This is a genomic window from Streptomyces sp. NPDC005551 (assembly GCF_042871785.1).
GTDB lineage: Bacteria > Actinomycetota > Actinomycetes > Streptomycetales > Streptomycetaceae > Streptomyces.
In genome coordinates this window covers 85,743-110,444 of record NZ_JBIAJE010000002.1, presented here as the reverse complement: position 1 = coordinate 110,444, position 24,702 = coordinate 85,743, and the positions used below count along the sequence as shown (strand labels likewise).

Genomic DNA, 24,702 nt, shown 5'->3' with positions numbered 1-24,702 from the left:
TCAGGAGCCGACCCCCATGCCCCGCCTCGCTCTGTACGCCCTTGTCGTCTGCGTCCTCTCCGTCGCCGCGGCCGTGGTCTCCTTCGTCCAGGGCAGCTGGCTCGGCGTCGTGTGGGTGCTGCTGGCCGGTCTGTCGTCCAACATGACCTGGTACTACGCGCGCCGCGGCAAGGCGCGGGACGGTTCCGTCACCGGTTAGGAGACGCAGATCTCGTCGGTGCCGCGCCAGAACCGGTACAGGTCCTGGCCGCAGTACCGCTGGAGGTCGTCGACCCCCAGGCCGCACAGGATCGCGTCCACGGCGTCGAAGAACGCGACGTTCACCGAGGGGATCCACAGCACCGCGAACACGGCCAGCAGCCCGAACGGCGCGAACGGCTCCACCTGGCGGCGCAGGCCGTACGACAGCCAGGGCTCGATGACCCCGTAGCCGTCCAGGCCCGGGACCGGCAGCAGGTTCAGGATCGCTGCCGTGACCTGGAGCAGTGCGAGGAACGCCAGCGCGTACTGGAACCCGACGGGCACCCCGTCCAGGGCGTGCAGCCAGAACGGGGCCGTGCACACCACGGCGAACAGGACGTTGGTGAGCGGGCCCGCCGCCGAGATCAGGCTGTGCTTCCAGCGGCCCCGGATGCGGCTGCGCTCGATGAAGACCGCACCGCCGGGCAGACCGATCCCGCCCATGATCACGAAGATCACCGGCAGGACGATGCTCAGCAGCGCGTGCGTGTACTTCAGCGGGTCGAGGGTGAGATAGCCCTTGGCGCCGACCGAGATGTCGCCGCCGTGCAGGGCGGTGCGGGCGTGCGCGTACTCGTGCAGACAGAGCGAGACGATCCACGCGGCCGTCACGAACAGGAACACGGCCACGCCGGGCTGCTCGGCGAAGCCGGTCCAGGTGGCCCAGCCGGTGACCGCCGTGACGGCCAGGATCCCGAGGAAGACGGGGCTGATCCTCCGGTCGCTGCGGCGGGACGCGGCGGTGGTCATGGGACTCCCAGTGCTGGTGGTGTGCTGTCGGTCGGGCCGGTCGGCCTGCCCGACCGTACCGGGCGCCCCCGGAAAACGTCTCGCGAGCCCCCAAGGGTTCCGGGGAAGGTGGGGGCATGCGGATGCGGCGGCGCAGCGACGGCCGCTCGGACACCGCCCCCCGACGACGGTCGCCAGGACACCACCCCCTCGACGACGGCCGCCGGGGGCACCCGCCCCCCGACGACCGCCGACACCGCCCCCTGCGACCGCCGACCCGACACCGCCCCCTGCGACCGCCCCCGGCGCACCCGACACCCGCCCCCACGGCACCGGAGACAATGAACCCCGTGCGCTACCGCGTTCTCGGCACCACGCAGGCACTCCGCCCCGACGGCACCCCCGTACCGGTCGGCGGAGCGCGTCTGCGTGCCCTGCTGACCGTGCTCGCCCTGCGCGCCGGGCGGACCGTGCCCGCCGCCCACCTCGTCGACGAGGTGTGGGACGGCGACCCGCCCGCCGACGCCACGGGCGCGCTCCAGGCGCTGGTGGGACGGCTGCGCCGGGCGCTCGGTCCGGACGCGGTCGCCTCGGCGGACGGCGGCTACCGCCTCTCCGCCGCCCCCGACGACGTGGACCTGCACCGCTTCGAGCGGCTCACCGTTGAGGGCGCGCGGGCGCTGGCCGACGGCGACCCCGCCAAGGCGGCCGTCGTCCTCGACGACGCCCTCGCCCTGTGGCACGGCCCGGCGCTCGCCGACCTGCCCGACCGCACCGCCGAGTCGGCCCGCTGGGAGATCCGGCGCCTCGACGCGCGACGCGCCCGCCTCACCGCCGCCCTCGCCCTCGGCCACGCCGCGCAGGCGCTGCCCGAACTCACCGCCCTGTGCGACCTCCGCCCACTGGACGAACCCCTCCAGGCCCTGCGGCTGCGCGCCCTGCGCGATGCCGGCCGCCCCGCAGAAGCCCTCGCCGCCTACGACGCGGTACGCCGGCTCCTCGCCGACCGCCTGGGCTCCGACCCCGGACCCGAACTGCGCTCGTTGCACGAGGAGTTGCTGCACCACGGGCCGGCGGACGCCTCGGCCCCGGCACCCTCCCGCCCCGAACCCGAACCCGAACCCGAACCCGGAGCAAGAGCCACCGCGGCCGCCCCAGGCGCCCCCGCCGCCGATACGCGGCCCGCGCCCCCCGCACCGCCCCGCACCGGCCCCGCCACCACGCCCCCCGGCAACCTCCGGGCCCGCCTCACCTCCTTCGTCGGCCGGGAGAGCGACATCGATGCCATCCGCGGCGACCTCGCGGCGGCCCGGCTCGTGACGCTGCTCGGACCCGGCGGGGCCGGCAAGACCCGGCTGTCGCAGGAGGCCGCCGAGCGAGCCGGGGACACGGCGCGCGACGGGGTGTGGCTCGCCGAACTGGCGCCCGTCGACGACCCGGAGGCCGCGCCCGAGGCCGTACTCACCGCGCTGGGCGCCCGCGAGACCGTGCTGCGCGGCGCCGGCGCCGAGGAACTGCGAGCCGTCGCCGACCGGCACGACGACCCCGTGTCCCGGCTCGCCGAGCACTGCGCCAAGCGCCGCATGCTGCTCATCCTGGACAACTGCGAGCACGTCGTGGACGCCGCCGCCCGGCTCGTCGAACAGCTGTTGGAGCACTGCCCCGGACTGACCGTGCTCGCCACCAGCCGCGAACCCCTCGGCGTGCCGGGGGAGTTGCTGCGTCCCGTGGAGCCGCTGCCCGAGCCCGTCGCGCTGCGGCTGCTCGCCGACCGCGGCGCCGCGGCGCGCCCCGGGTTCCGCGTCCAGGACGACCCGGACGCCGCCGCCGAGATCTGCCGCCGGCTCGACGGGCTGCCGCTGGCCATCGAACTCGCCGCCGCCCGGCTGCGGATGCTCACCCCCCGCCAGATCGCCGACCGGCTGGACGACCGCTTCCGCCTGCTGACCTCGGGCAGCCGCACGGTCCTGCCCCGGCAGCAGACCCTGCGCGCCGTCGTCGACTGGTCCTGGGACCTCCTCGACGAGGAGGAACGCGAGGTACTGCGCCGGCTGTCCGTCTTCGCCGGGGGCTGCGACCTGACCGCCGCCGAGGCCGTGTGCGGCCCGGCCGCGCTGGAGGCACTCGGCTCCCTCGTCGACAAGTCCCTCGTCGTCGCGGCACCCTCCGGGGACGGCGAGATGCGCTACCGGCTCCTGGAGACCGTCGCCGAGTACGCGGGCGCCCGCCTCGACGAGTCCGGCCGGCGCCCCGCCGCCGCCCGCGCCCACCTCACCCACTACCGCGAACTCGCCCGCACCACCGACCCCGAACTGCGCGGCCCGGGCCAGCTCGCCGCCATCGAACGGATCCAGCGCGAGTACGAGAACCTCCGCACCGCCCTGCGCCACGCCGTCGCCGAACGGGACGAGCAGGAGGCGCTCTGCCTCGTCCTCTCCCTCGCCTGGTACTGGCAGACCCGCGACCAGCGCGTCGAGACCCGCACCTGGTCCCGCGAGGTCATGGCGCTCGGCCCCGACCCGTTCGCGCCGCCCCAAAGGCCCGTCGCCCCGCTCTACGAGAGCTGCACGGCCGCCCCGCCGCCGATGCGTCCCGACGTCCTCGAAGAGGCCCGGCGCGGCGTGCACCTCATCCACCTCGCCTGCATGGACATGGACCTCCAGGCCTGGCAGACCCCCGAGGCCAAGGCGAAACTGCGCGCCATCAGCGAGGCCTACCGGCCCGGCCAGCCGCAGACCTGCCGCAGCCCCGGCTACCTCTGGTTCTACGCGGTCCTGCTGACCGGCGACATGGACCGGATGCACGACGTGATCGACAGGACGGTCGCCACCTGCCGCGAACTGGACTACGGCTGGGAACTCGCCGTCGCCCTCCAGATGCGCGCCAACATCCTCGCCAACCGGTCCGACTGGGCGGGCGACGCGGCCCGGGACGCCGACGAGGCGCTGGAGATCTTCGTACGCCTCGGCGACGCCTGGGGCGCGGCCGAGGCCCTGTCGGCACGTGGCGAGGCCCACGAGCGACGGGGGGCGTACGCCCTCGCCGCCGCCGACTACACGGAGGCGATCACCTACGCCGAACGGCTCGGCGCCCACGCGCAGTCGGCGGTGCTCACCGCCCGGCTCGGCAGTGTCCTCGTCGAGTCGGGGGAGCCCGAGCGGGGCGAGCGGCTGCTGCGCGAGGTGCTGGCCGCCGGGCACGGCGCGGTCAACGAGGCGATGCCCGCCTCCCGCCTCTTCCTCGCGATGTGGCTCGGCCGCACCGGCCGGGTCGCGGAGGCCCGCGAGCAGATGCGCCTGCTGCGCACCGACTTCGAAGCCGTCTCCTTCGTCGTGTTCGACATGTTCGTCCTCGGCGTCGAGGCCTGGCTGGACACGGTCGAGGGACAGTACGCGAGCGCCCGCGAGAAGGCCCGGCGGGCGCTGGAGCGGGCCGCGGACCCGCTGACCCGGATGATCGCGCCGCACATGACCTCCGCCCATCTGGTCACGGCGGCCATCGCCCTCGCCGGCCTCGACGACGGCCGGCACGCCCGGGACGCCGCCCGGCTCATCGGCGCCGCCGACAACCTGCTGCCGCCGGGCCACTTCGCCCGCCCCACGGAGGACGAGGTACGCGGGCAGGCGGTGGCGGCCGTGCGGGCGGTGCTCGACGAGGCGGCGTACGCGGCGGCGTACGCCGAGGGCGGCGGGCTCTCCCTGGAGGAGGCCGCCGCCCTCGTGTGACGCGGACCCGGGCCGGTGCCCGGCCGCGCGTCAGCTCTTGGTCCGGAACTTGTGGATCGCGACCGGCGCCATCACCAGCGTGAGCCCGGCCGTCCAGGCGAGGGTCACCCACAGGTCGTGGGCGACCGGGCCGCCGACCATCAGGCCCCGCGCGCTGTCCGCGAGGGCCGACAGCGGGTTGTAGTCCGTGAAGGCCTGGAGCCAGCCGGGCATGGTCTGGGTCGGCGAGAAGATCGACGAGCCGAACTGCAGCGGCATCAGCACCAGGAACCCCATCGCCTGTACGGACTGCGCGCTCTTCATCGTCACGCCGAGGACCAGGAAGATCCACATCAGGGCGGAGCCGAAGAGGGTGGCGAGTCCGACGGCCGCGAACAGACCCGGCCAGCTCTCGATGTCGAAGCCGACCAGGACGCCGACGATCAGCAGGATCGTCGTCGCCACGAGCATCCGCATCAGCTCCACCACGATCTTGGCGAAGAGCACGGAGCCCTGGCCGATCGGCAGGGTGCGGAAGCGGTCCATGACACCGGTGTGGAAGTCCTGGTTGAAGCCGGTGCCGACGGCCGTGGCGATGTTCATGCCCATCATGGCCATCAGCCCCGGCACCACGTACTGCACGTACTCCTGCTGTCCGCCGCCCAGCGACTGCCCGATGGAGCCGCCGAAGACGTACACGAACAGCAGGGTGAAGACGACGGGCATCAGGACGGCGTCGAACATCGACTCGGGGTCCTGGCGGATCCACAGCAGGTTGCGGCGGACCAGGGCGCCGATGTGCCGCGCGTGGGCACGGGGTGAGATACGGGAGTCGCCCGTGGCGGCGAGGGGGGCCTCGACGACAGGGAGGTGTGCGGCGGAGCCGCTCTCCGGAAGGGTGGCGGTGGGCGACGGGCGGGCACTCATGCGGAGACCTCCTCGTAGGCGCGGGCGGGGGTCTCGTCCTGCGGGGCACTGGCCTTGTGGCCGGTGAGGGACAGGAACACCTCGTCCAGACTGGGCAGTTCGGTGCTGATGGAGCTGATCGTGATGCCGCGCGCGGTGACCGCGCCGACCACGGCGGTGAGCTGCTCGTCGCTGAGGATCGGGACCAGCGCGCTGCCGGTCTCGCCGTCCACGATCGTCGGGGCGAGGCCGGTGAGTCCCATGTCGTCGAACATGGCCGCCAGCGGGCGCAGTTGCAGCGGGTCCAGCGGGCGGATCCGCAGCGTCCGGCCGCCGACCCGCGCCTTCAGCTCGTCGATCCGGCCGTTGGCGATGACCTTGCCCCGGTCGATGACGGTCAGCTCGGACGCCAGCTGCTCGGCCTCCTCCATGTACTGGGTGGTGAGCAGCACGGTGACGCCGTCGGCGACCATGCGCTTGACCTCCTGCCACACCTCGTTGCGGGTGCGCGGGTCGAGTCCGGTCGTCGGCTCGTCCAGGTAGAGCACGGCCGGGCTGCCGATCATCGAGGCGGCGAGGTCGAGCCGGCGGCGCATTCCGCCGGAATACGTGGCCGCGGGGCGCTTGGCCGCCTCGGTCAGCGAGAAGCGCTCCAGCAGCTCGTCGGCCCGGCGGCGGGCCTCCTTGCGCGGCAGGTCGAGCAGCCGCCCGATCATGTACAGGTTCTCCCAGCCGGGGAGCTTCTCGTCGACCGAGGCGTACTGGCCGGTGAGTCCTATCACCCGGCGCAGCTGCCGGGGCTGCTTCAGCACGTCGTACCCGGCGACCGTGGCCTGCCCGGCGTCCGGGGTGACCAGGGTGGACAGGCAGCGGACGAGGGTGGTCTTGCCGGCGCCGTTGGGACCGAGCACACCGAGGACGGTGCCTTCGCGCACGTCCAGGTCCACGCCGTCCAGCGCCCTGGTCTCGCCGTAGTGCTTGACCAGCCCCCGTACGGTGACGGCGCTCCGGGCGCCGTCGCTGGGGTTGTTGTCGATTCGCGTCATGGAGCCAAGCTCCCACCCCCCACCGACAAACCACCGACAGATCACCGACAGCGGGCCGTGTGCGGAAATGGCACAGCCCCGCCGACGGGGGAAGATCGGCGGGGCCGCTCGTGCCGCAGTGGCTCAGTGGCTCAGTGGACGGAGTGCTCCTCCAGGGGGAACGTCCCGCCGACCACGTCGTCGGCGAACGCCTTCGCCGCGTTCCCCATGACCGTCCGCAGATCGGCGTACTGCTTCACGAAGCGAGGCATCCTGCCCCCGGTGAGACCGAGCATGTCGGTCCAGACGAGGACCTGCGCGTCGGTCTCGGCGCCCGCGCCGATCCCGACCGTGGGAATGTGCAGCACCCGCGTGACCTCGGCGGCCAGCTCCGCCGGCACCAGCTCCAGAACCACTGCGAACGCTCCCGCGTCCTGAACCGCCTTGGCGTCCCGTAGCAGCTGCTGGGCCGCCTCCTCGCCCCGCCCCTGCACGCGGTACCCCATGGAGTTCACGGACTGCGGGGTCAGGCCGATGTGCGCCATGACCGGGATGCCGGACTCCACGAGCAGCTCGATCTGCCGGTGCGAGCGCTCGCCGCCCTCCAGCTTCACGGCGCCGACCCCGGCTTCCTTGACGAGGCGGGTGGCCGAGCGCAGCGCCTGGACCGGCCCCTCCTGGTACGACCCGAAGGGCAGGTCGCCGACGATGAGGGCCCGGCCGGTGCCGCGCACGACCGCCGCGGAGAGCATGGTCATCTCGTCGAGGGTGACGGGCACGGTCGTCTCGTACCCCAGGTGGCAGTTGCCCGCCGAGTCGCCGACGAGCATGACCGGGATGCCGGCCTCGTCGAAGACGGACGCGGTCATCGCGTCGTACGCGGTGAGCATGGGCCACTTCTCGCCGCGCTCCTTGGCGGCGGTGATGTCACGCACGGTGATGCGGCGAGTGCCCTTGCCGCCGTACAGCGCTTTGCTGTCGGACGTGGGGCCAGAGTCCTGGCCCGGCTTCGGGGCAGCCGAGAGCTGCGTCATCGCAACGGCTCCTTCTGTCATCTCGAGGCGCCCTGACGGCGTCCCCGGATCCCCTCCATGGTGGCACCTCGTGCCATCGGAGGCCAGACCGGGTGACGCGTCCTGTGTCTCCCTGCTGCGGTCCGGGCCGCAGACCGCCGGGAACGTAAGTTCTTGGTAAGTTCTCCGTAAAGGATATTCGATACGAGACGGTCCCGTATCGAATGTCGCTAGGCTGACGGCATGACAACTCCAGCTCCCACCGAACGACGGGTGCCCGAGGCGGTGCACCGGCGCCGCTGGGCCATCCTCGGCGTGCTCATGCTCAGCCTGCTGATCGTCGTCCTGGACAACTCGATCCTGAACGTCGCGATCAAGACGATCTCGACCCCGGCACCCACCGGCCTGGGCGCCACCCAGGGCGAGCTGGAGTGGGCCATCAACGCCTACACGCTCGTCTTCGCCGGACTGCTGTTCACCGCGGGCCTGCTCGGTGACCGGCTCGGCCGCAAGAAGATGCTGCTCGCCGGTCTCGCCGTCTTCGGCCTGGGGTCCGCCCTTGCCGCGGAGTCCGGTTCGCCGCTTCAGCTCATCGTGTTCCGCGCGGTGATGGGCCTCGGCGCCGCCTTCGTGATGCCCGCCACCCTCGCCGTCCTCATGAACGTCTTCGAGCGCGACGAGCAGCCCAAGGCCATCGGCATCTGGGCCGGCGGCGTCGGCCTCGCCATCGCCATCGGCCCGATCACCGGCGGCATCCTCCTCGACCACTTCTGGTGGGGCTCGGTCTTCCTGATCAACGTGCCGATCGTGCTGCTCGCGCTGGGCCTGATGATCTGGCTGGTCCCCGACTCCCGCGACCCGAACCCGGGCCGGCTCGACCCGGTCGGCGTGGTCCTGTCGGTCGTCGGACTCGTCCTGCTGGTCTTCGGCATCATCGAGGGCGGCCAGTCGGCCGACTTCACCGACCCGAAGGTGCTCGCCGCCGTCGCCGCCGGACTCGCGGTCCTGGTGGTCTTCGTCGTGTACGAGAAGCGCATCGACCACCCGTCGATAGACGTCACCTACTTCAGGAACAAGGTCTTCTCGGCCGCCGTCTCCGCCATCGCGCTGGTCTTCTTCGCGCTGATGGGCGTGACCTTCTTCTCCGTCTTCTACACCCAGAGCGTGCGGGGCTACTCGCCGCTGCAGACCGGCCTGCTGATGCTGCCGCTCGCCGCGGCCCAGCTCATCTTCGCGCCCCGCGCCCGGCTGGTCGTCGACCGCTTCGGCAACCGGGCCACCTGCACCGCCGGGCTGCTGGTCATCGCCGCGACGCTGGCCGCGTTCGCCGCCCTGGAGGCGGACACGCCGATCTGGATCCTCGAGGTCGTCTTCTTCCTCATGGGTACGGGCATGGCGCACATCATGACCCCGACCAGCGTCGTCATCATGCAGGCCCTGCCGCGCGAGAAGGCGGGCTCCGCCTCCGCGCTCAGCAACACCTTCCGCCAGGTCGGCGGCGCCCTCGGGATCGCGGTGCTCGGCTCCGTGCTCTCGACGGCGTACCGCAACGGCATCGAGGACGACCTCACCCGGCTCCCGGCCGGCCTGCGGCACACCGCGGGCGAGTCCATCGAGGCCACGCTCGGCGTCGCCGCGAAACTCGGTCCCCGGGGCGAGGCGCTCGTCGGTCCCGCCAACGACGCCTTCCTGCACGCCATGCACGTCACGGCCCTGTGCGGTGCGGGCGTGGCGCTCATCGGCGCCGTCGTGGTCGCCGTGTTCCTGCCGGGCCGCACCCCGGCACAGGAGGAGGGCAAGGGCGAGCCGGAGTTGGTGACGGCCGAGCACTGAGGGCCTGTCCGCAGAGTCCCGCCTCGGGGGAGAATCACCTTCAGCGGTTCGGAGAAACGGAGTCGACGTGAGCCTCGCGCACAGCCGAGCAGGGCAGGAGGGACCCGCGTCCCGGGGGCGCCCCCGCAGCGAGGCCGTGGAGCGCGCGATCCTCGAGGGTGTGATGAAACTCCTCGAGGACGGCGTGCCGTTGGGGGAGGTCTCCATCGAACGGGTCGCGCGTACCGCGGGAGTCGGCAAGGCGACCATCTACCGGCGCTGGCGCGGCAAGGAGGAACTCTTCGTCGACGTCCTGCGCGCCGCCGAGCCCCAGGAGCCGGTGCTTCCCGGCACCTCGATGCGCGACGACCTCGTCGCCCTGGTGGAGGGACTGCGCCAACGCGGCCTGCTGAACCGCTCGTCGGCGATCCTGCACAACGTGTACGCCCAGATGAAGAGCAGCCCCCGGATCTGGGCGGCGTACCACGCCATGGTCGTCGAACCGCGCCGCAGGCTCACCTTCGAGGTCCTGCGCCGCGGGCAGCTGAACGGCGAACTCCGCGACGACCTCGACGTGGAACTCGTGAACGACATCGTCGTCGGGCCCATGCTGGTCCGCTCCCTCATGCGGCCCGACGCCGACCTGCCCGACGACCTCGCCGCGCGGATCGTAGACGCGGTGCTCGCGGGACTGCGGCCGCCGACGCCGTAGTCCCGTGGCCCAGGCGGTAGTTCACCGAGCAACAACTTGCCCGTATGTGCGCGTTTCGTCACAGTGGCCGGGCAGAAGGCCGTGGTCCGGAACTCCGGACGGCGAGTTGTTCGTCCTCGTGCCCGTACGGCCGTCATACGACGGCGGGAAGAGCACCGATCATCCCCTAGGGTCGTAGACGCGGGACAGACGGTGTGCACGGCAAGTTGTGAGGCGACGGTATGGCGCAGGCGTATGTGACGGAGACGGGCAGCGGCGGCTCGGGACCCGACCGCCCAGGATCCCCGCTTCGGCGCCTGGCTGACGGCTGGCGCGGCGACCGGGGCATCTGGCGGCGCGGCCTGGTCCTCGCCGGGCTCGCGCTGATCCTGGCCCTGGTCATGCTGCTGCACGCGCAGATCCCCAACAGCATCGGCAACCTGGGCAGCCTCACCGAGACCTTCCTGCCCTGGCTGGGCATCTTCGTGCCGGTCCTACTGGTCCTCGCGGTGGTCCGCAGGTCGGCGACCGCGCTGATCGCCGTCCTGCTGCCGGCGGTCGTCTGGCTGAACCTGTTCGGCGGGCTGCTCTCGGACCGGACCGGGGGCGGCGGCGACCTGACCGTCGTCACGCACAACGTCAACGCCGACAACGCGGACCCGTCCGGCACCGCGCGCGACGTGGCCGCCTCCGGCGCCGACGTCGTGGCCCTGGAGGAGCTGACGGCCTCGGCGGTCCCGGTGTACGAGAAGGCGCTCGCGCCGACGTACCGCTACCACTCGGTGCAAGGCACGGTCGGGCTGTGGAGCAAGTACCCGCTGAGCGACGCCGGGCCGGTGGACATCAAGCTGGGCTGGACGCGCGCGATGCGGGCGACGGTGACGGCGCCGGCCGGGCAGGTCGCCGTGTACGTCGCCCACCTGCCCTCGGTCCGGGTGAAACTGGCGGCCGGGTTCACCGCCCGCCAGCGCGACAAGAGCGCGGACGCGCTGGGCGAGGCGATCGCCGACGAGCCGGTGCGGCGGGTCGTGCTCCTCGGCGACCTGAACGGCACGATGAACGACCGCGCGCTGAACGCGGTCACCGCGCAGATGCGTTCCACCCAGGGCGCCGTGGGCAGCGGGTTCGGCTTCAGCTGGCCCGCGTCGTTCCCGATGGCCCGCATCGACCAGATCATGGTCAGGGGCATCGAGCCGGTCACCTCCTGGACGCTGCCCGAGACCGGCAGCGACCACCTTCCGGTCGCCGCGCGCGTCAAGGTGGACGCAACCGCCTCTTAACCTCGGGGAATACTGGGCCTGGGAGAGTTTGTTCCACAGCTGAACTTAAGCTGCCCGTGCACAGCGGTGTGCACGGGCACGACCTTGCGCGCCGACGCGTCCCCCACCGGCGTCAGCGCGCTCCTCCGCTCTTCCGAAAGGCCCTTTTCATGCCCCTGGCCCTGCTCGCCCTCGCCGTGGGCGCCTTCGGCATCGGTACCACCGAGTTCGTCATGATGGGCCTGCTGCCCGACGTCGCCGACGACCTGCACGTCTCGATCCCCACCGCCGGCCACCTGGTCTCCTCGTACGCCCTGGGTGTCGTCATCGGAGCCCCGCTGCTGGCCGCCGTGACCTCCCGGATGTCCCGCCGGAAGGTCCTGATCGCGCTGATGGGCCTGTTCGTGGTCGGCAACGCGCTGTCCGCGTTCGCCCCCGACCACCACTGGCTCCTGGCGGCCCGCTTCCTCAGCGGCCTGCCGCACGGCGCCTTCTTCGGGGTCGGCGCGGTCGTCGCCACGAGCCTGGTCGCACCCGAGCGCAAGGCGCGCTCCGTCTCGCTCATGTTCCTCGGCCTGACCGTGGCCAACATCGCCGGTGTGCCCGTCGCCACGCTCATGGGACAGCACCTCGGCTGGCGTGCCACGTTCCTGGGCGTGAGCGTGATCGGCGTGGCCGCGATAGCCGCGCTCGCCCTCCTCATTCCCCGCGACCACGCCCACGCCCCGGCCGGCGGCCTGCGCGGCGAGCTGGCCGCCCTGGGTTCGCTGCCCGTCTGGCTCGCGCTGGGCACCACGGTCGCCGGCTTCGGCGCCCTGTTCTCCGCGTACAGCTACATCACGCCGATGCTGACGGACGCCGCCGGGTACGCCGACGGAAGTGTCACCCTCCTGCTCGCCCTCTTCGGTGTCGGCGCGACGGCGGGCAACCTGCTGGGCGGGCGCCTCGCCGACCACTCCCTCAGGGGGACCCTCTTCGGCGGTCTGGTGTCCCTGGCCGCCGTCCTGGCGCTGTTCCCGGTCCTCATGACCGCGCAGTGGAGCGCCGCTGTCGGGGTCACCCTCCTCGGCACGGCCGCGTTCGTCACGGGTTCGCCGCTTCAGCTGATGGTCATGGAGAAGGCCTCCGCGGCCCCCTCCCTGGCGTCCTCCGCCAACCAGGCGGCCTTCAACCTGGCCAACGCCGGCGGCGCCTGGATCGGGGGGCTCGCCCTGGCGGCGGGCTTCGGAGCGACGTCGCCCGCGGTGGCGGGGGCGGTGCTCGCGGTGCTGGGTCTGGGGGTCGCGGGGGTGGCGTACGCCGTCGACCGGCGACGCGCCCTGGTTCCGGCGGACGGTCCGGGTACGGGCCGGCTGATCGCGGCGCACGTCCCCCAGCACCGGGAATCGGCCCACCGCTGACCCCGGGGAAGCTGTCGCCGAGGAGCCCGCAACCTTTCCCGGAACGAGGCCCGTAGCCGCCGTCGGACGGTCCGGGGAAGCTGCCGCCCGTGAAACGGCAAGGGACCTTTCTCGGAACCTTTCCCGGAACGAGGCCCGCAGCCGGCGTCGGACGGTCCGGGGAAGCTCCCGCCCATGAGACGGCGGGGGACCATTCCCGCAACCTCTCCCGGAACGAGACCCGCAGCCGCCGTCCGGGGAGAGGGGACGGGGCGGTACATCAGATGCCTGTCGCAGACCGGGCACGTAACCGGCGGGGACCTTCCGGCGGACCTCTGTGCCCGATCTGCGACAGGCGGATGCACCGCCCCGTCCCCGCCCCCGAAACCACCGCCCGCGTACCCCGGCCGACGTGCACACCGCTCCCGACGCGTCGATCATGTGCCCCATGACGACGCCGCCACCCCCGCCACCCCCGTCCCGCCGGGACCACCGGGGCCACCGGGACCACCGGGGCATCCCGCACCACCGGGGCCTCCCGGACCGCCCGGGCCGAAGGGACCGCCGCGCCGTCGCCCTGCTCGTCGTGCTGGGCATGCTCACGTACACCGCGTGGGCGCTGGAGGCCGTCCTGCCGACCGGCCTGGCGCCGACGCGGACCTACGTCAGTGAGCTGGCCGCGCAGGACCAGCCCCGAGGCGGACTGTTCCGGACGACGGACCTGGTCGCCGGGACCCTCCTGTGGGCCGGCGGCCTCTGGGCGCTGCTGCGGCTGCCGCGCCCCAGCCGCTGGGCGACCGCCGGCTGGACGGCCCTGTTGCTCTTCGGCGCGGCCACCGCGGTCGACTCACGCCTGCCCCTGAGCTGCGCGGCGACCGTGGACCGCCGCTGCGCCGAGCGGGAGCACGCGGGACTCGTACCGGTGACCCACCTGGCGCACACCATGAGCAGCGCGCTCGCCCTGTGCTGCGCGCTCGCGGCCATGGCGGCCCTCACCCGGGCGGCCCGCCATGCGGCCCCCCGCGCCGCACCCACACCCGAACCCGAACCCGCACCCGAACCCGCACCCTCGCCCCTCGCCCGCCTCGGCCCGCCCCTCGTCGCCCTCGAACTGGTGGCGACGGTCTGGACCCTGGCCGCCGTCGCCGCGCTGGAGGCGGACCACGCCGACTGGTCGCTCGGGCTCGCCCAGCGTGCCCAGTTGGGCCTGATCGCGGTGTGGCTGGGGGTCCTCGGGGTTTCGCTCGCCCGGCCCGCCCCGCAGGCCCAGGCCGTGCCCCGCGCCCGGCGGCTTGTCCCGGAGACGGGACGGGCGGGGCGATGACGTGCGTGCGCTTCGTGCGCGTCGAAGGCGTACCCCACCACGTCCGGGTGGACGGAGACGGGCCTGTCTGCGTCCTGAGCGCGGGCCTCGGACTGGCCTGGTTCGACTGGGATCCGGTCGTGCCCCTGCTCGCCCCGCACCGCACGGTCGTACGGTTCGACCGCCCCGGACTGGGGCTCAGCGGACCCGCGCGCACGTGGCCCACGCTGACCGCAGAGGCGCGGCGTATCGCGCGGGTCCTGGACGCGCTCGGGTTCGACGCCCCGGTGACCGTCGCCGGACACTCCCTCGCGGGCTTCCACGCGGAGGCGTTCGCCCGGCTCCACCCGGCCCGTACGGCGGGCCTGGTCCTGCTCGACGCCGCTGTCGAGGAGACGCCGGGCCCCCGCAGGGCGCGTGCCGCGCGCGACGCGTGCACGCGCGCGTGCGGCACGCTGCTCGCCACGGTGGGCCTGCCGCGGGCCCTCGGCCCCGCGCTGCGGAGCGCGGTGGTGCGAGCCGGACGCGCGGCGGCCGGCGACCCCGCCCCGTACGACCTGGTCAGGAGCGCGTACTCCACCAGCCGCTCGCTGCACGCGGTCCTGGCCGAGAACGCCACCTACCGCGACGAGGCGGTTGAACTGGCGGCCCTGCGGCGGCGCTCGCCGCTCCCGGCCGCCCCGGTCACGGTCCTGGCCGCCGCCGCGGCACCCGGCACCGTCCTCGCGGCCCGCTCCGGACGCTGGGTGACCCGGCAACGGGCCCTGGCCGCACGGCTGGACGCCACGTTCCGCGTCACGCGCGGCCCCTCCGGACACTTCCTCATGCTCGACCGCCCCGAGGACGTCGCGGCCGCGGTACTGGCCACCGGACCCACCTGAGAGCAGAGCGAACCAGTTGATCCCACCCGACACGGCGACGCCCGCCCCCCAGGAGGAGCGGGCGCCGCGCATGGTGACGGCGCGTCAGCGCGACCGGTACGAGTCGACGTACCCGGCGGCGGGCGAGCCGACGCCGGTGACGTCGTCGTACCCCTTCACGGCCTTGAGGGAGCTGTCCTTGCCGAGGCTGCGGACGGAGGTGAGCAACCCCTCCGACGCGTCGTAGCCGTTGGCGAAGTCCACGCGTGCCACGGCGAGCCGGGACCCCGTCGGGCGGTCCGTCACGTCGTGGTACACCTTCGAGCCGTACTTCGCGTAGATCGACGGGTTGGCGAAGCCGATGGGCTTGCCGCCGCGCGCCTCCTGGGCGAGGGCCTGGACGGCCGCGATCACCGGCGCGGCGAGCGAGGTGCCGCCGATCCGGTACTCGTCGTACTGCTGCGACCCGTCCGGGAAGGTCTGCGTCTGGCCGACCCTGAAGCCGGTGTTGGGGTCGGCGATCGCCGCGATGTCCGGCACGGTCCGCATGGCGGTCGTCCCGTTCGCCTCGGCGAGTGCGCTCGGCACGACGCTCTTCTGGTAGAAGGGCTGCGACACGGTCCGGCTGGTGCCGCCGCCCGCGCCCGAGGTGAACGTGCCGGGGAAGCCCGTCCAGCTCCTGCCGTCGGCCGACAGGTTCGCCTTCTCGGTGCCCCAGCCGGTCTCGAAGAGGTACGTGTCGTGCTTGCCGACCGCCAACGAGGTACCGCCGACGGCCGTCACCCAGGCCGAATTGGCCGGGGTGTCGACCTGCTTCGTGCCGGTGTTGGCGACCTCGTCGCCGTTGTCGCCCGAGGAGAAGTAGAAGCCGATGCCCTCGACCGCGCCGAACTGGAACACCTGGTCGTAGGCGGCCGCGATGTCCGGCGTCTCGTTGGCCTCGATGTCGCCCCACGAGTTGGAGACGAGGTCGGCCAGGTGCCCGTCGACGATTCTGTTCAGTGAGTCGAGCAGATCGTCGTCGTAGCAGGAGGCGGCACCGACGTACGTGATGTCCGCGCCGGGCGCGACCGCGTGCACGGCCTCGACGTCGAGGGTCTCCTCGCCGTACCAGCCCGAGGCCCCGCACTCCTCGGTCTTCGTGTAGGTCCCCGGCAGCACCTGACGCAGCTGGCTGCCGCGGTACTTGGCGTCACCGTGCTTCTTCGCGTAGGTGGCCGCGTCGAAGGCGATGGTCGGCGAGGCGTACGCGTCGGTGATGGCGACCCGCACCCCCTTTCCGGTCCGCGGGCCGGCCCCGTAGGCGGCGCGCAGCTGCTTGCCGGTGTACCCCTTGACGGCGTACGGGATCTTCTTGCCGTACGCGGACGGCAGCGTGCTCGCGATGTTCGAGCCGTGGTACGAGGAGAACGGTCCGGCGTTGCGGAACACGGCGTCCGGCGGCGGGAGTTGGTCCTGGTGGGTGGCCTTGTGCGGGGCGCTGTCCAGACCGGTGACGGTCAGCACGGCGCCGTTCAGTGCCGCCGGCGCGGAGGCCGTCCGGGTCGGCGCGCGGTAGGTCTTCCCGCCCTTGGCGTAGTTGTGCAGCTGTGTGCCGAAGGCCTTTTCGGTGGCGGCCACGTCACCCGTCACCGAGACGTAGTGCCGTGTCGTGCCGGTGACTTCGAGGCCCGCCGACCTCAGCCAGGAGGTCACCCCGGCCACCTGTGCCTTCGTCGCGCCGAAGCGCGCCTGCGCCCGACCGGCGCTCAGGTACCTGCCGTACGAGGCCGATGCGGGGTCGGACACGGCCCTGGCGTACGCGGCCAGACCGGAGGCGTCCCGGCCGGCGAGGTAGACCCGGGCGGACACCCGGGAGCCGTCGGCGGCGGCTCCCTTGTCCGCCGCGGCCGTGGCCCAGGCGGGCTTGGTGCCGGTGAGGGTGTCGCGGGCCGGGCCGTCCGCGGCCCGGGCCGCGGGTATGCCGAGCGCCAGCGCACCGGCGAGGAGCGGCAGTGTCGCTGCCAGGCTCACTCCGGCGCGCGCTGTGGCGCGGTTGGATCTCATGAAACCCCCTGCGATGCGGTTCGTCGCATGTAGTGGCCGGTTCGTGACTGCGTGGATCCCTGTGCGGCAAGGCGGCACAAGGGAGTGGATCACGCAGTGGTCACTCTCGCGACGAAGCGTTCATGCCAGGGGAATGCGGGGGCCAAGAAGCCCCCAAGGAACCGTATGCGTAAGGGAATTGGGCGCCATGCCCGTCATGTGCCGCATTCCGCACGGGAGTCCGGTCGGTCCCGTCTGCACGGAGTCCGGCACCGGTCGGTTCGACGCGCCGGTGGTCCGGCGGGTCCGGAGCCCGGCCGGTGCGCCTGATCGGTCCGGTGGGTCCGTGAAATCCGTTGGACCCGGCAGGTCCCGTCAGGCCGGCGGGGCGGAGCCGCGCTCCTTCAGCATGCCGGAGATGAGATCCATCTCGGACCGCTGCCCCGCGACCATGCCCTTGGCGAGCCGCCGTTCGACGCCGACCTCGCACTTCCGCGCGCAGCCCTGGGCCATGTGCACACCGCCCGCGTGGTGGGCGTACATCAGCCGCAGGTAGGTGACCTCGGCGTCCTTGCCGCTCTTCTCGCGGAGGCCGTCCATCTCGGCGTTGGTCGCCATCCCCGGCATCAGCGCGCCGTCCTTGCCGGAGGCCATGCCGCCCATGTCCATCCACGTCATGGGCGGGTCGGCGGAGACCTTCGGCAGCTCCCACAGGTCGAGCCAGCCCAGCAGCATGCCGCGCTGGTTGGCCTGGGTCTGCGCGATGTCGTACGCGAGGCGCCGCACCTCCTCGTCCTCGGTGCGGTCGCGCACGATGTACGACATCTCGACGGCCTGCTGGTGGTGCACGGCCATGTCCCGCGCGAAGCCCGCGTCGGCGGATTCCGCGACGGGCGTGCTCGTGCCCGGGTCGCCGCCGTCCGCGACCGCGTACGTGATCGCCCCGGCGGTGACGAGCGCGGCTGCCGCGGCCCCCGCGATCCAGCCCGTCCGCTTCGTACCGCTCACTTCGCCAGTCCGTTGGTGCAGGCGGCCCCCGGCTCGGGCGTCTGCTTGCCCTGCACGTACTCCGCGAAGAACTTCTCGACGTTCGGGTCGCTCGCGCCCTTGACCGTGCGCTGCTTGCCCCAGGCGCTGAGCATGATCGGGTCCTTCTGGTCCTCGACGGGGCTCATCAGCGTGTACGGGGTCTTCTTGACCTTCGCCGCGAGCGCCTTCACGTCGGCTTCCGGTGCCTTGGCGTTGTACGTCACCCAGACCGCGCCGTGCTCCAGCGAGTGCACGGCGTTCATGTTGCCGATCGCCTTGGTGTAGACGTCGCCGTTGCAGTTCATCCACACCTGGTTGTGGTCGCCGCCGACCGGGGGCTCCATCGGGTACTTCACCGTCTTCGTGACGTGGGTGCGGCCGAGGGTGCCCTTCCAGGTCTTCACCCCGTCCTTGCCGGTGACGAAGTGCCCCGACGTCCCCTTCGAGTCGCTGGAGCCGTCCTTGTCGGACTGCGAGGTGATGAGGTACGTCCCGCCCACGGCGAGACCCGCGACGATGAGCACGCTCGCACCGATGGTGAGGATCCGGCTGCGGCGCTCGCGGGAACGCTCGGCGCGGCGCATCTCCTCTATCCGCTCCTTGCGCGAGGCGTTGGTGCTGTTCTTGGCGGAACCCATGGCGAGTCCTTCGGGGGCTGGCGGATGTGGGACGGTCGGGTTTGCTGATCGTAGTGGGAATGCGGGCGGGGTACGGAGTGCAGGTCCCGGGAATGTCCGGAGGTGCTCCGGTGCCGCCGCCGCCGGATGCGGACCGGGCCCGTTCCTCGGTATCGCCGGACCCGGATGAGCAGGCAGTATGGGCAGCAGCGCAGTGCACCGTCCGTACGCGAGACGTTCAGACCATGGTCGGCCTGCCGATCAAGGTCCGCAACGCGCACGAAATGGTGTTGTGGTGGGATGCTCCTGTGCTCCGATCGTCCCCGAGGCGTGGGAGCAGGCGGCCTGACCAGCAAGGATGGGTGGAAGCGGAAGATGGACAAGCAGCAGGAGTTCGTGCTCCGGACACTGGAGGAGCGTGACATCCGGTTCGTACGCCTCTGGTTCACGGACGTGCTCGGCTTCCTGAAGTCGGTGGCCGTGGCCCCGGCCGAGCTGGAGCAGGCCTTCGACGAGGGCATCGGGTTCGACGGTTCCGCGATCGAGGGCTTCGCCCGGGTCTACGAGTCGGACATGATCGCCAAGCCGGATCCGTCGACGTTCCAGGTGCTGCCGTGGCGTGCGGAGGCCCCCGGCACGGCGCGGATGTTCTGCGACATCCTGATGCCGGACGGCTCGCCGTCCTTCGCGGACCCGCGCTACGTCCTCAAGCGTGCCCTCGCCAAGACCTCCGACCTCGGGTTCACCTTCTACACCCACCCCGAGATCGAGTTCTTCCTGCTGAAGGACCGCCCGCTGGACGGGTCGCGGCCCACCCCCGCCGACAACTCCGGCTACTTCGACCACACCCCGCAGAACGTGGGCATGGACTTCCGCCGCCAGGCGATCACCATGCTGGAGTCGATGGGCATCTCCGTCGAGTTCTCCCACCACGAGGGCGCGCCGGGCCAGCAGGAGATCGACCTGCGGTACGCCGACGCGCTGTCCACGGCGGACAACATCATGACGTTCCGCCTGGTCATGAAGCAGGTGGCACTGGAGCAGGGCGTGCAGGCGACCTTCATGCCGAAGCCCTTCTCCGAGCACCCCGGCTCCGGCATGCACACCCACCTCTCCCTCTTCGAGGGCGACCGCAACGCGTTCTACGAGTCCGGCTCGGAGTACCAGCTCTCCAAGGTCGGCCGCTCCTTCATCGCGGGCCTGCTGCGGCACGCGGCGGAGATCTCGGCGGTCACCAACCAGTGGGTGAACTCGTACAAGCGCATCTGGGGCGGCTCGGAGCGCACGGCGGGCGCCGGCGGCGAGGCCCCCTCGTACATCTGCTGGGGCCACAACAACCGCTCCGCGCTGGTTCGCGTCCCGATGTACAAGCCCGGCAAGACCGGCTCGGCCCGCGTCGAGGTCCGCTCCCTCGACTCCGGCACGAACCCGTACCTGGCGTACGCCCTGCTCCTGGCCGCCGGTCTCAAGGGCATCGAGGAGGGCTACGAGCTGCCGCCGGGCGCCGACGACGACGTCTGGGCCCTGCGCGACGCGGAGCGCCGCGCCCTGGGCATCGAGCCCCTCCCGCAGAACCTGGGCGAGGCCCTGACGCTCATGGAGCGCAGCGAACTCGTCGCCGAGACCCTCGGCGAGCACGTCTTCGACTTCTTCCTGCGCAACAAGAAGTCGGAATGGGAGGAGTACCGCTCCGAGGTCACCGCGTTCGAGCTGCGGAAGAACCTGCCGGTGCTGTAGGCGCGGGCCGCGGGCCCCGCCTCCGCGGACGGCCACGGGGCCGACGGTCACGGACCGTCGGCCCCGTGTGCGTCCCGGAAAGTGTTTGACGCCCGTCCGTGACCTGCGGTCGGATGACGCCTCATGGGCACAGGGCGGGAGTGGGACGTCGACGAGGCGCTCGTGCGGCGGCTGGTCGCCGGGCGGTTTCCGGGGTGGGCCGATCTGGCCGTGGAGCGGGTTCCGTCCGGGGGGACGGTCAACGCGATGTACCGGCTCGGCGAGGACATGGTGGTACGGCTGCCGCTGATTCCGGGCGGAGCCGGGGACGTGTCCAGGGAGCAGGAGTGGCTGCCCCGTCTGGCGGCCCGGCTGCCCACGGCCATCCCCGAGGTGCTGGGGGCCGGTGAGCCGGCCGAGGGCTTTCCCTGGCCCTGGACGGTGCACCGGTGGCTGGCGGGGGAGAACCCCGAGGCGGGCGCGCTGACCGAACCCGAGGGGCTGGCCCGGGACCTGGCCGCCTTCGTCGCGGCGATGCGGGCCGTCACTCTGCCGGGGGCGCCCCCGGCCCACCGCGGCGGACCGCTCGCCTCGCTCGACGAGGAGACGCGGGCGGCGGTCGCGGCGCTGCGCGGGATCCCCGAGGAGGGCGTCGACTGCGACGCCGTCACCGCCGTGTGGGAGGACGCGCTGCGGATCCCGGACCGGGACCGGCCGCCGGTGTGGCTGCACGCCGATCTGATGCCGGGCAACCTGCTGGTGGACGGAGGCAGACTGACAGCGGTGATCGACTTCGGGTGCATGGGGGTGGGCGATCCGGCCTGCGACCTGTTCCCGGCGTGGAACCTGCTGCCCGCCGAGGGCCGGAAGGTCTTCCGCGAGGCGCTCGGCGTGGACGACGCGTCCTGGACGAGCGGCCGGGCGCGGACGCTCTCGCAGGCCCTGATCGCGCTGCCGCACCACCGCACCACGAACCCGGCGATGGCGGGCAACGCCCGGCACGTGATCCGGGCGGTGCTCGCGGACGCCGGCCGAGGAGCGCCGCGCGGTCAGGGCAGGAACGCAGGTGACACGGCCGCGGCGCTGATGCGGCGCGGCGTCCCCGTGCCGTCGGACGGGACCGCGTAGAGGTCGGCCCCGTAGTCGCCGGGGAGTGCGTAGACCAGGGTGTGACCGCCCTGCCAGACGGCCTGGTCGTCGACGCTGCGGGACTCGGCGAGCGGGGTCTCGCGCATCGTGCGCAGATCGAGGACGTACAGGCGCCAGGGGGCGTCCGCGGGGCGGCCCGCCACCCGCTTCTTGAACGCGACGCGCCTGCCGTCGGGGGAGAGGGACGGGCACTCCACGTTCGTACGCAGCGTGGTGACCGTGCCCGTGCGCAGGTCGCCCCGGACCAGGTGGGTCTTCCCCTTCGTCGCGAGCGTCGCGTAGAAGTGCCGGTCGTCGGCGGCGAAGGTGACGCCCCAGAAGTTGACGTCCGCCGCCCGGTACGGGCGGCCGTCCCTGACGATCCGGAACGTCTCCAGCGACGGCGTGAACCGGCCCGTGCGCGTGTCGACGATCGCCGCGCGGGTCGAGAAGTCCGTCCCCGCGTACGAGTCGCCGCCCACGAACGCCGTCCAGGCGGCGAAGCGGCCGCTGGGCGAGACCCGCGCCCGGGACGGGATGCCGGGCACGTCGTAGCGGGCCTTCTCGTGCAGGCCGGCGTCGAGGATCACCGCCCGGTACGTGTCCTGGACGGCGCCGCGGACCGCCTGGAGGCAGACGCCCGTGCCCGCGGCCGCGTGAAAGCGCAGGCACGTCACCTTCGACGCCGTCCGCGGGCCCGCCGGGGCCGACGCCGGCACCGCCGTCAGCTCGTCGCGGTGGGGGCCCCACGCCATGTTCCGGAACACCATGCGGGGGCCCGCGCCGGCCAGCGCGACCGGGCCCGCGGTGATCCGCGGACCGCCGGGCCGCGCCCGGTCCCGGCGGTCGGCGCGGGCCGAGGCGTGCAGTACGGAGGCCGTGGCGACGCCCGCCAGCAGGACGAGGGAGAGGGCCAGGACGAGGACACGGCTGCGCGGGGTCATGCGGGTCATGCGGGGCCTTCCGGAAGGGTCGCCGTGGGGCGCAGACGGAGCGAGCACAGGACGCAGACGGCCAGCGCCACGGCCGACGAGGTGAGCGCCGTACGGTCGCCCCACGCCGTCCAGGCCGCGCCGAAGCCGAGCGAGCAGACGAACCGGGCCAGCGCCTGCCCGCTCTGCACGAGGGCGAGCCCGGAGGAGCGCAGGGACTCCGGGACGCTGTCCGACGCGGCGGCCATCAGTACGCCGTCGGTGGCCGCGTAGAAGCCGCCGTGCAGGAGGAGCACGGCGTACGGCAGCGCGGCCCCGTGCCAGGAGGAGAGCAGCAGGCCGTACGCGAGGAGCAGGGCGCCGTGGCCCGCCAGGAACACCCGCCACCGGCCGGCCCGGTCGGCGAGCCGGCCGAGCGGGACGGCCAGCAGCAGGAACGCGGCCGCGGTGCCGAGCGGCAGCAGGGCGAACCAGCGGTCCGCCACGCCGAGGCGCCGCTGGAGCAGCAGGTACACGAAGGAGTCGCTGACCGTGGCGAGGCCGAGCAGCAGGGCGCACAGGGTGATGCGGCGCAGGCCGCGCTCCCGGAGGAGCCCCAGCGCGGCCCGCAGCGTGGGCCGGGGCGCGGCGGCCCCCGAGGTTCCGGAAGCGGGTGTCCCGGTTTCCCCGCCGCCGCCGTCGCCGCCGCCGCAGCCGTCGGCCGGGAGGGAGCCCGCCCGCGGAGGCCCCGTGCCGGGGGCCCCCGCCCCGGGTGAACCCCCCGGTACGAACAGGACCAGCACCAGGACGCCCAGCACGGCGACACAGAAGCTGACGGTGAACACCGCGTCGTAGCCGTCGACCGTCGCCCGCAGGATCAGGAAGGCGACCAGGGGGCCCAGCAGGGCGCCCGCCGTGTCCATGGCCCGGTGGACGCCGAAGGCGCGCCCCCGTGTCCCCGGCGGGCTCGACAGGGAGATCAGAGCGTCGCGCGGCGCCGTGCGCAGGCCCTTGCCCGTGCGGTCGACCGCCAGGATCAGGCCGATCGGGGTCAGCGTGTGGGCCAGCAGGAGCAGTGGCTTGCAGGCCGCCGACAGGCCGTAGCCGAAGCCCGCCACCCACTTGTGGCGGCCGCCCCCTCGGTCGGCGAGATGCCCGCCGGCCAGCCGGACCAGCGCCGAGAACCCGTTGTAGATCCCGTCCAGCAGCCCGAAGCCCAGCGGTGACAGGCCGAGGCCCGCCACCAGGTACAGCGGCAGCACCGCCGTCACCATCTCCGACGAGACGTCCGTGATCAGGCTGACCGTGCCGAGGGCGAGCACCGTGGGGGCGACCGCGGTGCGCCGCCGCCCGGCGCGGGGCCGGGCGGCGGCGGCCGCGGACGCCTTGGCCGGGGTGCCGGCCCGGCTGTCCGCTACGTACACGTCAGGACGTCCAGATCCCGGTGATGTCCTTCGCGGAGGCCGCGTTGCCCGCGTGCGGGAGGCCGTGCATGTCCTCCAGGGTGCGGAGCAGGTCGTAGTGGTTGTAGGTGGTCGACGAGGTCGCGCCGGCCGTCACCTGCTGCCCGTACAGCACCGTCGGGATCCGGTTGCCGCTGAGCCGGTTGTCCTCGTCGAAGGTGACGACGAGGAGGCTGTTGTGGGTCCTGGCCCAGGTCGCGTACGCGCCCAGCTTGTTCTTCAGCCAGGTGTCGCCGGTGGACACCGAGCAGTCGTGCATGTCGCTGCACAGGTCGGGGACGACGAAGGAGACCTGGGGCAGCGTCGCGTAGTCCGTCGGGAACTGGGCGAACGTCTTCGCCGTGGACGTCGGCACGTTGCGGAAGCCGAACCAGGGGTTGTGCTTGCGCGCGTACCTGCCGCTGCTGCACGTCGTCGAACCCTGGCTGGGCAGCCCCTCGTTGAAGCTCGCCCAGCTCTTGCCCGCCGCGATCAGCTCGGAGGCGAGGTTGGGCGCGGAGGAGAAGGCGGGCGTGTAGCAGCTGTCGCTCGTGATGCCCTGTGTGGAGCCGGAGAAGAGGGCGAAGTAGTTGGGCTGGCTCGGGTGCGTCTCCGCGTACGACTGGGAGAGGTTGGCGCCGCCGGCCCTGAGCGAGTTGATGTACGGCGCGCTGGAGGAGTTGATCACCTGGCTGTAGGCGTGGTTCTCGAAGACCACGACGACCACGTGGTCCGGGGTCGGGACCCCGGCGGCGGCCCGCGCGGGGGACGAGCCGCCGAACCCGGTCCAGAGCCCGGCCGCCGCGGCGGCGAGGGCCAGGGCGGACGCCACGAGGGCACGGCTGCGGTGGTACACGGTTCTGCCGGACACTTCAGACCTCCGGTGTGGGGGACGAGGACGGGAGCGGTGCGG

General features: G+C 72.8%; 20 protein-coding genes. 10 read left to right on the top strand and 10 right to left on the bottom strand.

Annotated features, from left to right (window positions below; all coding sequences use genetic code 11):
* The first annotated feature begins 16 nt into the window (after nucleotides 1-16).
* On the top strand, nucleotides 17-199 hold the full coding sequence (locus ACFYP4_RS04705; RefSeq protein ID WP_388782839.1) for a hypothetical protein: 183 nt from the start codon (nucleotides 17-19) through the stop codon (nucleotides 197-199).
* Here ACFYP4_RS04705 and ACFYP4_RS04700 read toward each other — a convergent pair.
* Nucleotides 196-990: a site-2 protease family protein gene (locus tag ACFYP4_RS04700; RefSeq protein WP_358851610.1), complete on the bottom strand. Its 795-nt coding sequence runs from the start codon at nucleotides 988-990 to the stop codon at nucleotides 196-198. The two genes, ACFYP4_RS04705 and ACFYP4_RS04700, sit on opposite strands and share 4 nt — an antisense overlap.
* A gap of 320 nt (nucleotides 991-1,310) precedes the next feature.
* Here ACFYP4_RS04700 and ACFYP4_RS04695 point away from each other — a divergent pair, with 320 nt between their 5' ends.
* Nucleotides 1,311-4,694 (top strand): BTAD domain-containing putative transcriptional regulator, encoded by a 3,384-nt coding sequence (locus ACFYP4_RS04695; RefSeq protein WP_388782836.1) that lies wholly within the window; start codon nucleotides 1,311-1,313, stop codon nucleotides 4,692-4,694.
* 30 nt (nucleotides 4,695-4,724) lie between these two features.
* On the opposite strand, the gene ACFYP4_RS04690 is transcribed toward ACFYP4_RS04695, so the two are convergent.
* The 3 genes from ACFYP4_RS04690 to panB all read right to left on the bottom strand — a co-directional run bounded on the left by ACFYP4_RS04690 (nucleotide 4,725) and on the right by panB (nucleotide 7,638).
* Complete coding sequence (locus ACFYP4_RS04690; protein ID WP_358851612.1) at nucleotides 4,725-5,600, bottom strand: ABC transporter permease; 876 nt, start codon at nucleotides 5,598-5,600, stop codon at nucleotides 4,725-4,727.
* Nucleotides 5,597-6,625, bottom strand: a complete 1,029-nt coding sequence (locus tag ACFYP4_RS04685; protein WP_358851613.1) for an ATP-binding cassette domain-containing protein — start codon at nucleotides 6,623-6,625, stop codon at nucleotides 5,597-5,599. Before ACFYP4_RS04685 ends, ACFYP4_RS04690 begins: the two co-directional genes overlap by 4 nt.
* A gap of 131 nt (nucleotides 6,626-6,756) precedes the next feature.
* Nucleotides 6,757-7,638 carry a 3-methyl-2-oxobutanoate hydroxymethyltransferase gene (gene panB / locus ACFYP4_RS04680; RefSeq protein ID WP_358851614.1) on the bottom strand — a complete coding sequence of 294 codons (882 nt, stop codon included), beginning with the start codon at nucleotides 7,636-7,638 and terminating at the stop codon, nucleotides 6,757-6,759.
* Between the two features lie 222 nt (nucleotides 7,639-7,860).
* Here panB and ACFYP4_RS04675 point away from each other — a divergent pair, with 222 nt between their 5' ends.
* The 6 genes from ACFYP4_RS04675 to ACFYP4_RS04650 all read left to right on the top strand — a co-directional run bounded on the left by ACFYP4_RS04675 (nucleotide 7,861) and on the right by ACFYP4_RS04650 (nucleotide 14,942).
* Nucleotides 7,861-9,450 carry an MFS transporter gene (locus ACFYP4_RS04675; RefSeq protein WP_358851615.1) on the top strand — a complete coding sequence of 530 codons (1,590 nt, stop codon included), beginning with the start codon at nucleotides 7,861-7,863 and terminating at the stop codon, nucleotides 9,448-9,450.
* A gap of 67 nt (nucleotides 9,451-9,517) precedes the next feature.
* A complete protein-coding gene (locus tag ACFYP4_RS04670) occupies nucleotides 9,518-10,141 on the top strand; it encodes a TetR/AcrR family transcriptional regulator (RefSeq protein WP_358851616.1) in 624 nt (207 codons plus the stop codon).
* Between the two features lie 221 nt (nucleotides 10,142-10,362).
* Nucleotides 10,363-11,400, top strand: a complete 1,038-nt coding sequence (locus ACFYP4_RS04665) for an endonuclease/exonuclease/phosphatase family protein (RefSeq protein WP_358851617.1) — start codon at nucleotides 10,363-10,365, stop codon at nucleotides 11,398-11,400.
* A 149-nt stretch (nucleotides 11,401-11,549) separates the two neighbouring features.
* Nucleotides 11,550-12,779 (top strand): MFS transporter, encoded by a 1,230-nt coding sequence (locus ACFYP4_RS04660; protein ID WP_358851618.1) that lies wholly within the window; start codon nucleotides 11,550-11,552, stop codon nucleotides 12,777-12,779.
* Between the two features lie 574 nt (nucleotides 12,780-13,353).
* Nucleotides 13,354-14,082, top strand: a complete 729-nt coding sequence (locus ACFYP4_RS04655) for a DUF998 domain-containing protein (protein WP_388783809.1) — start codon at nucleotides 13,354-13,356, stop codon at nucleotides 14,080-14,082.
* Nucleotides 14,079-14,942, top strand: coding sequence for an alpha/beta fold hydrolase (locus tag ACFYP4_RS04650; RefSeq protein ID WP_388782829.1), 864 nt, complete (start codon nucleotides 14,079-14,081; stop codon nucleotides 14,940-14,942). Before ACFYP4_RS04655 ends, ACFYP4_RS04650 begins: the two co-directional genes overlap by 4 nt.
* A gap of 84 nt (nucleotides 14,943-15,026) precedes the next feature.
* Here ACFYP4_RS04650 and ACFYP4_RS04645 read toward each other — a convergent pair whose 3' ends face one another.
* From ACFYP4_RS04645 to ACFYP4_RS04635, 3 genes are all read right to left on the bottom strand, one after another.
* The gene (locus ACFYP4_RS04645; RefSeq protein WP_388782826.1) at nucleotides 15,027-16,967 is read right to left on the bottom strand and encodes a protease pro-enzyme activation domain-containing protein; all 1,941 of its coding nucleotides are present in this window, start codon (nucleotides 16,965-16,967) and stop codon (nucleotides 15,027-15,029) included.
* Between the two features lie 354 nt (nucleotides 16,968-17,321).
* Nucleotides 17,322-17,954 (bottom strand): DUF305 domain-containing protein, encoded by a 633-nt coding sequence (locus ACFYP4_RS04640; protein WP_388782823.1) that lies wholly within the window; start codon nucleotides 17,952-17,954, stop codon nucleotides 17,322-17,324.
* Nucleotides 17,951-18,613, bottom strand: a complete 663-nt coding sequence (locus ACFYP4_RS04635) for a DUF3105 domain-containing protein (RefSeq protein ID WP_358851622.1) — start codon at nucleotides 18,611-18,613, stop codon at nucleotides 17,951-17,953. The genes ACFYP4_RS04640 and ACFYP4_RS04635 overlap by 4 nt, the downstream gene beginning before the upstream one ends.
* A 354-nt stretch (nucleotides 18,614-18,967) precedes the next feature.
* Here ACFYP4_RS04635 and glnA point away from each other — a divergent pair, with 354 nt between their 5' ends.
* Nucleotides 18,968-20,329, top strand: coding sequence for a type I glutamate--ammonia ligase (glnA, locus tag ACFYP4_RS04630; protein WP_358851623.1), 1,362 nt, complete (start codon nucleotides 18,968-18,970; stop codon nucleotides 20,327-20,329).
* A 123-nt stretch (nucleotides 20,330-20,452) separates the two neighbouring features.
* On the top strand, nucleotides 20,453-21,436 hold the full coding sequence (locus ACFYP4_RS04625; RefSeq protein WP_358851624.1) for an aminoglycoside phosphotransferase family protein: 984 nt from the start codon (nucleotides 20,453-20,455) through the stop codon (nucleotides 21,434-21,436).
* Here the strand turns inward: ACFYP4_RS04625 and ACFYP4_RS04620 are convergent.
* From ACFYP4_RS04620 to ACFYP4_RS04610, 3 genes are read right to left on the bottom strand one after another with little or no spacing between them, the layout of a single operon-like run.
* Nucleotides 21,358-22,380: a TolB family protein gene (locus ACFYP4_RS04620; RefSeq protein WP_388783806.1), complete on the bottom strand. Its 1,023-nt coding sequence runs from the start codon at nucleotides 22,378-22,380 to the stop codon at nucleotides 21,358-21,360. The two genes, ACFYP4_RS04625 and ACFYP4_RS04620, sit on opposite strands and share 79 nt — an antisense overlap.
* 5 nt (nucleotides 22,381-22,385) lie before the next feature.
* Nucleotides 22,386-23,771 carry an MFS transporter gene (locus ACFYP4_RS04615; RefSeq protein WP_388782819.1) on the bottom strand — a complete coding sequence of 462 codons (1,386 nt, stop codon included), beginning with the start codon at nucleotides 23,769-23,771 and terminating at the stop codon, nucleotides 22,386-22,388.
* Nucleotide 23,772: 1 nt separating this feature from the next.
* Nucleotides 23,773-24,660, bottom strand: coding sequence for an alkaline phosphatase family protein (locus ACFYP4_RS04610; protein ID WP_388782816.1), 888 nt, complete (start codon nucleotides 24,658-24,660; stop codon nucleotides 23,773-23,775).
* Nucleotides 24,661-24,702: the final 42 nt, after the last annotated feature.

Excerpts from the sequence above, each read along its gene's own strand:
- ACFYP4_RS04705 (WP_388782839.1), top strand. The coding sequence starts at position 17 with ATGCCCCGCCTCGCTCTGTACGCCCTTGTCGTCTGCGTCCTCTCCGTC.
- ACFYP4_RS04700 (WP_358851610.1), bottom strand. The coding sequence starts at position 990 with ATGACCACCGCCGCGTCCCGCCGCAGCGACCGGAGGATCAGCCCCGTC.
- ACFYP4_RS04695 (WP_388782836.1), top strand. The coding sequence starts at position 1,311 with ATGAACCCCGTGCGCTACCGCGTTCTCGGCACCACGCAGGCACTCCGC.
- ACFYP4_RS04690 (WP_358851612.1), bottom strand. The coding sequence starts at position 5,600 with ATGAGTGCCCGCCCGTCGCCCACCGCCACCCTTCCGGAGAGCGGCTCC.
- ACFYP4_RS04685 (WP_358851613.1), bottom strand. The coding sequence starts at position 6,625 with ATGACGCGAATCGACAACAACCCCAGCGACGGCGCCCGGAGCGCCGTC.
- panB (WP_358851614.1), bottom strand. The coding sequence starts at position 7,638 with ATGACGCAGCTCTCGGCTGCCCCGAAGCCGGGCCAGGACTCTGGCCCC.
- ACFYP4_RS04675 (WP_358851615.1), top strand. The coding sequence starts at position 7,861 with ATGACAACTCCAGCTCCCACCGAACGACGGGTGCCCGAGGCGGTGCAC.
- ACFYP4_RS04665 (WP_358851617.1), top strand. The coding sequence starts at position 10,363 with ATGGCGCAGGCGTATGTGACGGAGACGGGCAGCGGCGGCTCGGGACCC.
- ACFYP4_RS04660 (WP_358851618.1), top strand. The coding sequence starts at position 11,550 with ATGCCCCTGGCCCTGCTCGCCCTCGCCGTGGGCGCCTTCGGCATCGGT.
- ACFYP4_RS04655 (WP_388783809.1), top strand. The coding sequence starts at position 13,354 with ATGCTCACGTACACCGCGTGGGCGCTGGAGGCCGTCCTGCCGACCGGC.
- ACFYP4_RS04650 (WP_388782829.1), top strand. The coding sequence starts at position 14,079 with ATGACGTGCGTGCGCTTCGTGCGCGTCGAAGGCGTACCCCACCACGTC.
- ACFYP4_RS04645 (WP_388782826.1), bottom strand. The coding sequence starts at position 16,967 with ATGAGATCCAACCGCGCCACAGCGCGCGCCGGAGTGAGCCTGGCAGCG.
- ACFYP4_RS04635 (WP_358851622.1), bottom strand. The coding sequence starts at position 18,613 with ATGGGTTCCGCCAAGAACAGCACCAACGCCTCGCGCAAGGAGCGGATA.
- glnA (WP_358851623.1), top strand. The coding sequence starts at position 18,968 with ATGGACAAGCAGCAGGAGTTCGTGCTCCGGACACTGGAGGAGCGTGAC.
- ACFYP4_RS04625 (WP_358851624.1), top strand. The coding sequence starts at position 20,453 with ATGGGCACAGGGCGGGAGTGGGACGTCGACGAGGCGCTCGTGCGGCGG.
- ACFYP4_RS04620 (WP_388783806.1), bottom strand. The coding sequence starts at position 22,380 with ATGACCCCGCGCAGCCGTGTCCTCGTCCTGGCCCTCTCCCTCGTCCTG.